Origin of the sequence: uncultured Meiothermus sp., from assembly GCF_937863175.1 — a bacterium.
Lineage (GTDB): Bacteria > Deinococcota > Deinococci > Deinococcales > Thermaceae > Meiothermus.
The window spans coordinates 1-9,463 of record NZ_CALMCQ010000206.1 but is presented as its reverse complement, the minus strand read 5'-3'; the positions used below and the strand labels follow the sequence as shown (position 1 = coordinate 9,463).

Here is a 9,463-nt window from a genome sequence, read left to right as displayed (position 1 = left end):
GGCCCCCCTGGTGTTTGCGATGGCCCACTATGGCTTTGGGCTCGAGGCCGCCCAGGCCTGGTACCGGGCCATGACCTTCCTGGTGGTGGCCAGTCCCTGTGCGGTGGTGATTGCCACCCCTGCCGCGGTTCTGTCGGCCATGGCTGCAGGAGCCAGGGCCGGGGCGCTGTTCAAAAGCGGGGCTGCCCTGGAATCCCTCGCCAGAGGCAGTATCTTCGTTTTTGACAAGACCGGCACCCTTACCCAGGGACGCATGCAGTTGGTTAGCCTCGAGGTTCTACAAGGCAGCCAGGCCGAGGCCAGCGCCCTGGCCGCCGGGATCGAGCGCTACAGCGAACACCCCATCGCGCAGGCCATCACCCGGGCCTGGACTGGCCCGGTACCAGAGGTGCGTGAGATCCAGGCCATCCGGGGCCATGGGGTAGTGGGGGTGCTGGCCGACGGCTCGCAGGTCTGGGTGGGCAACCGCCGTCTGCTGGGCGAGCTGGGCATCGAACTCTCCCCCACCCTCGAGCAGCGCCTGCACGCCCTGGAAAGCCTGGGGCAGACCACCGCCGTGCTGGGCGCCAACCGCCACCCTATCGCCCTCCTGGGTGTGGCCGACACCCCCCGCCCGGAAGCCGCCCGGGCCATCGCCAGCCTCAAGCAGCAAGGAGCACGGGTGGTGATGCTCACCGGTGATCGCAAAGTTGTGGCTGACCATATCGCCGACCAGATAGGCATCTCCGAGGTCTACGCCGAACTGTTGCCCGAGCAGAAACTTCAGCGTGTACAGCAACTGGGGCAAACCGGCGCGGTGGTCATGGTGGGTGACGGCATCAACGACGCCCCGGCCCTCAACGCCGCTGAGGTGGGGGTCTCGCTGGCAACAGGCTCCGATGTCTCGCTCGAGAGCGCCGACCTGGTGCTGATGAAAAACGACCTGACCCGGCTGGTAGGGGCCCAGAAGCTGGCCCGCTCCACCGCCCGAACGGTCTACTTCAACCTGAGCTTTGCCCTGGGTGTAATCGTAGTGGTGGGAGCCTTCGCGCTGGCCGGAATGGTGCCGCTTCCACTGGGTGTACTGGCCCACGAGGGCAGCACGGTATTTGTGATCCTGGTAGGGTTGCGCCTGATGACGCACCGTGTGAGGGGGTAGTTGAATCTCCGGACCAGCAATACAAAAGCCCGTGAAAGTCATCCACGGGCTTTGCTTTGGTTCTCCTGGTGGAGCTGAGGGGATTCGAACCCCTGACCTTCTGAATGCCATTCAGACGCGCTCCCAGCTGCGCCACAGCCCCGCAAACAGCAAAGGAAAGTATAGGCGGCAAGCCCGGGCTCGTCAAGCCTCATCGCCAGGGCGATGGTTTGGTTCGTCGCCCCGCCTGACAGCAAGTCCCCCCAGCAGACTCAGGTTTGCCGGCTTTCTGTGACCCAGCCTGCTCTATATTAAGACTGCACCTTGCAGGCACTCTGATTCCTGGTCGGGTGCCCAGGTATACTGAGGTATCCAGGTGACCTCGTTGGGCTGGCAGTGGTGCGGGTACTCGAGGAGGAGGAAGCATGGGGGGAGCATCCGTAATTGAGCAGCGGTTGGGATCCGAACCTGTGGAGGATTTGGAGCACACCAACGGCGGACATGTCAAACTCTTTTGCGGCAATGCCAACCGCCCCCTGGCCGAAGCCGTTGCCAAAGCTCTGGGTATCACGCTAGGCCAAGCCACGGTTGAACGCTTTCCCGATGGCGAGGTGCAGGTTCGCCTGCTGGAAAGCATACGCGGAGACGATGTATACCTGATCCAGCCCACCGCTCCCCCCGTCAACGATAACCTGATGGAGTTACTGGTGCTGGCCGATGCCGTGCGCCGCAGCAGTGCCGAACGCATCAATGCGGTGATTCCCTACTTTGGCTACGCCCGCCAGGACAAACAAACCCAGGGCCGCGAGCCCATCACCGCCCGGCTGGTAGCAGGTCTGCTAGAGCATGTTGGAATCCACCGGGTGATTACCGTTGACCTGCACGCCCCGCAGATTCAGGGCTTTTTTTATCAGCCGGTAGACGAACTCTCAGCAGTACGGCTTTTTGCCGGATACCTGGAAAACCAGCATCTGACCAGCAATGCGGTAGTGGTCTCGCCCGACTCGGGGCGGGCCGAACAAGCCCGCCGCCTTTCCGAGCGCCTGAACCTCCCGCTGGCAATTCTGGCAAAAAGGCGCATCGGCCCTCGCGAGACCCAGGTCAGCTATGTGATTGGGGATGTGGCAGGCAAGCGCCCCTTAATCATTGACGACATCATTTCCACCGGCGGAACTATCCGACGCGGGGTGGAAGCCCTGGTGGCCGCCGGGGCGCTTCCCGAGGTGGTGGTAATGTCTTCGCACGCAGTGCTGGTGGGCAGTGCCCGCGAGAATCTGGCCCATCCGGCCATCCGTGAGGTGGTTTTTACCGATACCATCGCGCTCAACCCAGCCCTGGGCTATACCATCCTGCCCACTGCGCCGCTGCTGGCCCAGGCGATCCGCCGGGTGCACACCAACCAGTCGGTGAGCGTGCTTATTTAGGGCTTGGTGGTGCTCCTGGTTCCGCCTTTATGGTCGGTGGCCCCCATCGGCTGGGCGCGTGCTTAGCGGTAGGGTCTGGTTATCCCGCCAGAGCCAGAGCAGGTTGTCGTAATTGCTGCTAAGCACATCCGATGACTGTCCCATGGGGTAGATAATCCGGCTGTGGTCGGGGTTGGAGAGGTCGAAGAGGGTGCGCAGGCTGGCCCCGGAAGTGTGCAGGAAGGTGTCCTGGTTGTAGTTGGCGACGTTGACGGTGTGCATTGAGCCGGGGGTGGGCAGGGTGCGGTTGAACAGGCCGCCGACCAGCGGGGTGGAGGAGAGGGTCGAATTGAGAACCGCCTGGTGCAGCCTTCCCCAGCGCCACTGGGCCGGGTCGGAGCCCAGTCGGTGCTCGAGTTCGGCTCCAGCTTTCTCTAAAGCCAGCGACATGAACTCGGCACAGTTCTGGATATTCTGGCTCGAATTTTTGCACCAGCGCCCATCCTCGCGCAGGGTTTTGACGAAGGTGTAGGGCAACGGAGGGTAACGCAGGCCCAGCTCGTCTTCCAGCATCCGCGAAACCTCGCGGTAGTAGAAGGCAAAGGCTGTAGCGCCTACCGAGTCCAGCTCCGCCCGCAAATCCCAGCCCCACACTGCGTTTTGCAGGCGTCGGGCCGCCTCGCTCTGGGGTTGCAGGGCCAGCAGGCCAGGCCGCATCTCCCGCGCAATGATCGAGTAGGTATCGCCCTGCCAGCGGGCCATGTCCTCGAGGCTGGCCCTGGGTGTAGCCAGAATCAGCTCACGGACGCGCTGGGCGCGGAAAACCTCGGTAGTGAAGGTGGAGATATCTGGCCCGCCGTGGGGCAGAATCCGGTTGTTGGCGCTCGAGATAAACCCTGCTCGAGGGTTGGTTATCTGGGGCAGGCCTTCGAAGGGAAGATACCCCTGCCACCGCTGTCCCTTTCGGGCGCTGGCCGGGAAGCGCCCGTCCCAGTCGCGCACCGGAACCCAGCCTGGAGCAAAAAAACCGATGTTTCCCTCCGCATCGGCATAGACAAAGCTCTGCATGGGGGCCACGTAGCGCCGGAGGGCCTGGCGGAACTCCTCGGCGCTTCGGGCGCGGTTCATGCCGAGGTAGGCGTCCAGGGTGGTGTCCTGTGGGTCAAGACCCGTCCAGCGCACCGAGACCGCCTGGTCAGGGCTGGCGATGGCCGCGCCACGGGTCAGGCCCGGACGCAAAAAGGCCGGCCCCAGATCGGAAAGTACCGGGCCGTGCTCGCTCTCGCGCACCATGATGCTTTGGGGAACCGCCCCCCTCACCTCGATCACCTCCTGGCGCAGCCGGAGGGGCACCAGGCCATGCGGGGTGTGGTAGGACTGGCCCTCGAGTTCGAGCACGAACAAATCCATCACATCGGGCCGGACGTTGGTCGCACCCCAGGCCACCCGGTCGTTGCGGCCCAGAAAAATCCCCGGAACCCCTGGGATGCTGGCCCCCATCGCATTGAAACCGGGGCCGCGCAGGCTGGCGATGTACCACAGGGCAGGGTTTTGCAGGCGCAGATGGGGGTCGTTGGCCAGAAGCGGCTTGCCGGTGGTGGTGCGTGAACCGCTCAAAACCCAGTTGTTGGAGCCCTGGTCGGGGTTCTGTGCGGCGATGCGGAGGGTTTGCGAGAAGACGCCGATATACCGCAGGGCCTCGAGGGTTGCCGGGGATATCTTCTGGGTATCGGGCGGCTCATTAACCGGGTCAAGGCCCATCCCATCCGCGCGGAACTCCCCCGGCTGCAAGACGGTGGGCCAGCCGGCGGGATAGCTTCCGCGCAGATCGTTGAATCCTTCCAGGCCGACCCTTTGCACGATGAAGGTGTTGTCAATCTCATCCTGCCAGGTCTGCCCCAGGTCGTAAGACTGAAGCTTGCCCCAGGCCAGCGAGTCCACCGGCGTCCAGGGCTCCGGTTCAAAGCCCAGCAGCACAAAGGGCAGGGGTCGGTTCCCTTCACGGATGTACTGGTTAACCCCTGCCGCATAGGCTTCCAGGGCGCGGCGGGTAAACTCGGCGTGGTTGGGCAGCGAAGCCTGGGCAGCGCGGTAGAAGCCCCAGATCCGAAAGAAGCGATCCTGCTCGAGGGCCCCACTGCCCAGAATTTCCGATAGCCGGCCCTGTGCGGCGCGGCGGCCCAGCTCCATCTGGAACAGCCGATCCTGGGCGTGGACATAGCCCTGGGCAAAAAAAACATCCATATCGCTAGAAAGGGCTTGAATGTATGGGACACCCCAGCCATCAAAAGTGATGTTTACCGGCCCCGAAAGCCCCTGCACCTGCCGTACCTGAGGGGCGGGAACACACGAAGCCAGCACCAAAAGCCCTAGAAGCCATACCCAGCGCATAAACCCGTCTCCGTTCAGTTTCACTTTACCGTGGTTGCCATCCGAACCACCCCGGTTTCAACCAGTTGCTGGATCTGCTGGGGGGAGTAGCCCAGGGCCTCGGAGAGCACCGCCTGGGTGTGTTCGCCCAGCAAAGGGGGATGGGCATAAAGCTGTGCGGGGGTGCGGGATAGGTGGGCCAGCGGCGAACCCACCAGCGGAATGGAACCCAGGGTGGGGTGCGCGACTTCCAGGCGCATTCCCCTGGCATGGGCCTGCGGTTCGGCCAGAGCCTCGGCCAGGCTGTTGACCGGCGTGGCCGGGACGCCAGCCCTGGTGAAGCGCTCGAGCCAGTCTTTGCGGGGCCTCTGGCGCAGAATGGCCTCGAGTCTGGGCAGCAGCTCGGCCCGCAGACTGACCCGGCCTGCGTTGGTCTGAAAACGCACCTCCTCCCAGAGCTCGAGGTGGCCCATCGCCTCGCAAACCCGCCGGTACTGCTCGTCATTGCCAATGGTTAGCATGAACCAGCCATCCGCTGCCTCAAATGCCCCATAGGGCACAATCTGTGGGTGGGCGTTTCCCAGCCGCTCGGGCAGCTCGTGCGTGACCAGATAGCTCTGGGCCAGGTTGACCATCGCGGCCAGCCCAACGTCGAACAGGGCCAGATCGAGGTGCTGGCCCAGCCCGCTCCGCGCCCGCTCCTGGAGCGCCGCCAGAACCGCGATGGCCCCATTCATGCCGGTCATCAGGTCAATCCAGGCCACCGGTACGCGCATGGGTGGCCCCTCCGGCTCCCCCGTGACCGACATGATGCCCACCAGCCCCTGCACCGCCACATCGTAGCCCGGCTCGTGTGCTCTGGGGCCGGTGTGTCCGTAGCCGGTGATGGACAGGTAGATCAGCCGGGGGTTCAGCCTGGCTAGGGCGGCATAGTCGAGGCCATACCGCGCCAGATCGCCGGTCTTGTAGTTCTCCACCAGCACGTCGGCCCGGCGGGCCAGGTTCTGTACAATTTGCTGGCCTCTGGGGTCTTTCAGGTTGACCCCCACACTCTTCTTGCCCCGGTTGCAGGAGAGATAATAGGCACTCTCGCCTTCTGACCCGAGTTTCCAGTTGGCATCTCTGCCATCTCCCCCCCGGCCCGATGCCAGCAACCTCCGCTTTGCTTCGCCTTCTCCTGCCAGGGAAGAAGGGGGTGGCTGATGTTCCGATAAAAATGGAGGCCCCCAGGTGCGGGTGTCGTCTCCTTTGGGCGGTTCAATTTTCCAGACTTCCGCGCCCAGATCGGCCAGCATCTGAGTACAAAACGGCCCTGCTAAAATACGCGAGAGATCGAGAACTTTAAGCCCATCCAGTGCACCCATATTCCAGATACTATCGCGCTCTGGGCCAGACGCAACCAGTCCCTCAGTGCAAAACCTGAGAAAGATGGCCTTTGTACAACCGGTAGAGCGAGCTAATGCCTGGAGGCCATAGCCCCCTCCCTGGTTCTTGCCAGGAGAACAACCCATGGGTGATCGGGTGCGCTGGACTGCTTCGCGCTCTACGAGGGCTCACAGTGACGGCAACCTGGTGCTGTGTAGTGCCGATGCCGATGATCTATCTGAATCTCGTATTACGTCATCAGGTAGATCTGGGTCACGGTAGAATCAGTCCTATGAAGGTTTTGATTACCGGTGGGGCAGGTTATATCGGCAGCACCATCGCCAACGCACTTCTCGACACGGGTCATATGCCAGTACTGCTGGACTCCCTGGTAACGGGGCAGAGGGCCTTTACCGAGGGGAAGATTTTTTACCAGGGCGACATTGCCGACCGTGGCTTGCTCGAGCGCATCTTCCATGAACACCCCGAGATCCACAGCACCGTCCACTGCGCGGCCCTGATTGTGGTGCCGGAGTCGGTAGAGCAGCCTTACCGCTACTACCTCGAGAATGTCTGCAAGAGCCTGGAATTCTTCAAAAACGTAGAGGAGCTGGGCTATCCCAGGGTGGTGTTCAGTTCCTCGGCCTCGATCTACGATGCCGTGCCGGGGTTCAAGGTGACCGAGGCCTCGCCGCTCAAACCCAGCTCACCCTATGCCCGCACCAAATACATGATGGAGATGGTGCTGGAAGACCTCTCCAGAGCCACCGCGCTTCGGGGGATCGCGCTGCGTTACTTCAACCCCATCGGGGCCGACCCCAGGATGCGCTCCGGCATCCACGTGCGCGAGCCCAGCCATGTGCTGGGAAAGATGGTGGATGTGGCACTGGGCAAACTGCCGGAGTTCACCATTACCGGGGTGGACTGGCCCACCCGCGATGGCTCGGGCATCCGCGACTACATCCACGTCTGGGATCTGGCGATGGCCCATGTAAAGGCGGTGGAGCAGTTTGATGTGGTCATGCAAAAAACCGCCAGCCCCTACGCCGTTATCAACCTGGGCACGGGCCGTGGTGTTACCGTCAAGGAGCTGGTGGCGGCTTTCGAGCGGGTGTATGGGCAGCGCATCCCCCAACGGGAGGCCGCACCCCGTCCGGGCGATGTGGCGGGGGCCTATGCCAACGCCGACCGGGCCCTGGACCTGCTGGGCTGGAAGGCCGAGTTTTCGATTGACCAGGGGATTGCGAGTGCGCTCGAGTGGGGCCACAAACGCAAGGAAATTCTCGGCTATACATAGAAGCTACAATCAAGGCTGTGCAGGCCCTCCCCCACCCCCACATTCCCCTGCAAGCTTCCGATGGCTCGGTACTGCGGGCCAGGGCCATGCAGGAGTATTTACTTTCATTGCGCGAAGTACTGTCGGGCTATGCCCTGATTCCTCCGGTGCATCTGCTGGTACTGAGCGAGGCCGACTGGAAAACCCGCATCAAACATCCCTACGGCTTTCCTTTCCAGCGCACCAGCCTTAAGGATGGGCTCTACTTGTTCCTGCCCGCCCGCTATCCCGAGCGCTTCGTATGGCGGTTGCGCGAGACCCTGGTTCCTGCCATCAAAAGGGCCGGTAGGCCGCCGGGCCAGCCAGGCGACTTTCTGGACCTCAACCTGGGACACGAGTACGCCCACGCAGTAGCCGTGGCCTGGAAGCTGCGCACCCGCACCAAATGGGTGGATGAGTTTGTGGCAAACTACCTTTACCTTTTTGCACTGCACCAGGCCCTGCCGGAGCTATACCCCAAAGCCAGGCTGTGGGGCATTCTGCTGGCGCATCTGGTACCCAGCGAACCGAGCCTGGGTAGCTACGAGACCAAACCCAAGGGGCTCTCCGACCAGCTCTGGTTCCAGGGGCAGTTCACCACCGAGGCGGCCAGGCTGGTAGAGGAAAAGGGGGATCTGCTCTTGCAAGGTCTGTTGCAAGCGGCGCCACTCTCAAAAAAATCTGTGCATAAGGTGCTGATGGGCCTCGAGCCCGATCTGCGCGACTGGTTTGCCAGCTTTGCCCCCAGCAAAGAACGCTCCCGCATAGACCGGGACGGCAGGTCTGGATGGGACGCGTTGGGGTTTGAGGCCAATTCCGCAGCGAAATGACCAAAAGACGAAGCGCTCGAGCGAAACTCTATCGGAAAATTATGGGGGGTCTTCTATCGCTCCAGCGCAGACCTGGTATAAGCTATCCCTGCACCTATAAAGGAGGCCGGATGAAGCACCTGTTTCTGGGAATCGCTGTTTGGTTGGTTGGGTCTGTGGTGACAGCACAGGGTTTTGAACCCATGCCCCGTGTTCACTACGTGCATTTTCCCTCGCTGGATGCAGCCAGGCCGCTCACGGTGGCAGCGCAACTGCGCCTGCCGCCCGCGAGCGCAGGCGCAAAGCTCCCAGCCGTGGTCATCGTGCACGGTTCAGCCGGGGTAGACAGCCGGGGTAGCCTCTATGCCCAGGCCCTCAACCGGGTCGGAATTGCCACCCTGGAAATTGACATGTGGGCGGCACGGGGGTTTATTGGCGGTCTCTCCCGGCCCAGAGGGGTTCCCGAGACCCTTCCCGATGCGTTCGGGGCACTCAAATATCTGGCGGAGCGGCCCGAGCTTGACGCAGCCCGCATTGGCATTATGGGCTTCTCCTGGGGTGGGGTCGTCTCGATGCTCTCCGCCACCGCCCCCTACACCGAGCAGTACCTGGGCAGAACCCTGAGGTTTGCCGCCCATGCCCCTCTGTACCCGGTGTGCTGGGTCTACAATGCTGTACCTGGGTACGATTTCCGGGCTTTTACCGGTGCTCCTGTCCTGATTCAGGCCGGGGCACTCGATACCTACGACGACCCCGACACCTGTTCCAGGCTCGTACAAGGTCTCAACAACCCTTCCATCACGGCTAGAGTCTATCCGGGAGCCACCCATGCCTGGGATCGCCTCGAGCCCGAGATCAGGGTTAACGACCCCTTTGCCCATAAAGGACGCGGCGGCGAGGTGGTTTTCACCCCCAATCCCAGGGTAGCTCAGGAGTCCGTTCAGGCCACGGTGGGCTTCTTCAGGCAGGTTTTCGGCCTGCGCTAGCCCATACCGGATGCAAAGAGATCATCCTCCAACCCGGAGACCCCGAGGCGATCTTTTTGAATCCGGGAGCACCCCCCTCCCGGACGGTCGGCGAAAAA

7 protein-coding genes and 1 tRNA gene are annotated in these 9,463 nt (G+C 62.6%); 5 read left to right on the top strand and 3 right to left on the bottom strand.

Features of this window, described 5'->3' with window-relative positions; genetic code table 11:
• Positions 1 to 1,138, top strand: a 1,138-nt coding sequence (locus Q0288_RS08185; RefSeq protein WP_299429405.1) for a heavy metal translocating P-type ATPase, incomplete at its 5' end; no start/stop codon positions are given.
• Between the two features lie 66 nt (positions 1,139 to 1,204).
• Here the strand turns inward: Q0288_RS08185 and Q0288_RS08180 are convergent.
• Positions 1,205 to 1,280: transfer RNA gene (locus Q0288_RS08180), tRNA-Ala, on the bottom strand.
• Positions 1,281 to 1,542: 262 nt separating this feature from the next.
• Between Q0288_RS08180 and Q0288_RS08175 the strand changes: the two genes are divergently transcribed.
• Positions 1,543 to 2,541, top strand: a complete 999-nt coding sequence (locus Q0288_RS08175; protein WP_299429404.1) for a ribose-phosphate pyrophosphokinase — start codon at positions 1,543 to 1,545, stop codon at positions 2,539 to 2,541.
• A 27-nt stretch (positions 2,542 to 2,568) separates the two neighbouring features.
• Here Q0288_RS08175 and Q0288_RS08170 read toward each other — a convergent pair whose 3' ends face one another.
• Together Q0288_RS08170 and Q0288_RS08165 are read right to left on the bottom strand one after the other, a co-directional pair.
• Complete coding sequence (locus tag Q0288_RS08170) at positions 2,569 to 4,911, bottom strand: penicillin acylase family protein (protein ID WP_299429403.1); 2,343 nt, start codon at positions 4,909 to 4,911, stop codon at positions 2,569 to 2,571.
• A 20-nt stretch (positions 4,912 to 4,931) separates the two neighbouring features.
• Entirely contained in the window at positions 4,932 to 6,254 is a 1,323-nt protein-coding gene (locus Q0288_RS08165) for a CoA transferase (protein ID WP_299429402.1), read from the bottom strand.
• A gap of 293 nt (positions 6,255 to 6,547) precedes the next feature.
• Here Q0288_RS08165 and galE point away from each other — a divergent pair, with 293 nt between their 5' ends.
• From galE to Q0288_RS08150, 3 genes are all read left to right on the top strand, one after another.
• Positions 6,548 to 7,552 (top strand): UDP-glucose 4-epimerase GalE, encoded by a 1,005-nt coding sequence (gene galE / locus Q0288_RS08160; RefSeq protein WP_299429401.1) that lies wholly within the window; start codon positions 6,548 to 6,550, stop codon positions 7,550 to 7,552.
• A 17-nt stretch (positions 7,553 to 7,569) separates the two neighbouring features.
• Positions 7,570 to 8,400 carry a hypothetical protein gene (locus Q0288_RS08155; protein WP_299429400.1) on the top strand — a complete coding sequence of 277 codons (831 nt, stop codon included), beginning with the start codon at positions 7,570 to 7,572 and terminating at the stop codon, positions 8,398 to 8,400.
• 110 nt (positions 8,401 to 8,510) lie between these two features.
• The gene (locus Q0288_RS08150; protein ID WP_299429399.1) at positions 8,511 to 9,365 is read left to right on the top strand and encodes a dienelactone hydrolase family protein; all 855 of its coding nucleotides are present in this window, start codon (positions 8,511 to 8,513) and stop codon (positions 9,363 to 9,365) included.
• Positions 9,366 to 9,463 lie beyond the last annotated feature (98 nt).